We start from the raw sequence: 515 nt of genomic DNA on the forward strand, positions 1-515 counted from the left end.
GGTGTACGGGTCCAGGTCACGCTGGAGCTGCCCGACGGCGCGGGCGTCCGCGCGGTCACCGTGCACTCGCGGCCCGAGGACGCGCCCGCCGATGCCCCGTGGACCCGGCACGCCTCGGGCACCGTCGCCCCCGGCACCCACCGCCCGGCCGCCCGGCCCGGGCAGTGGCCGCCGATCGGGGCGACCCCGGTGCCCGTACCGGAGGCCTACGAGCGGCTCGCCGGCGCGGGTCTGACCCTCGGCCCCGCCTTCGCGGGGATGCGGGCCGCGTGGCGGCGCGGTGACGAGCTCTTCGCCGAGACCGCCCACGGCGCCGACGCCCCGGACGCCGCACGCCTCGACCTCCACCCCGCCCTGCTGGACCCGGCCCTGCTCGCCCTCGCGCCCGGAACGGAGGACGAGCCGGGAGGCGCGTACGTCCGGCTCGCGGCGGCGTGGCGCGGGGTCTCCGCCGTTCCCGGGCCGCTGACCGCCGCGCGAGTGACGCTGCGCGTCACGGACACCGACACCCTGGC

General features: G+C 80.4%; 1 protein-coding gene. It reads left to right on the top strand.

Features of this window, described 5'->3' with window-relative positions; all coding sequences use genetic code 11:
* A partial coding sequence (locus K6I34_RS37960) for a polyketide synthase dehydratase domain-containing protein (RefSeq protein ID WP_229332538.1) occupies window positions 1–515 on the top strand: 515 nt, incomplete at both ends.

This window comes from Streptomyces sp. UNOC14_S4 (assembly GCF_020740835.1).
GTDB lineage: Bacteria > Actinomycetota > Actinomycetes > Streptomycetales > Streptomycetaceae > Streptomyces.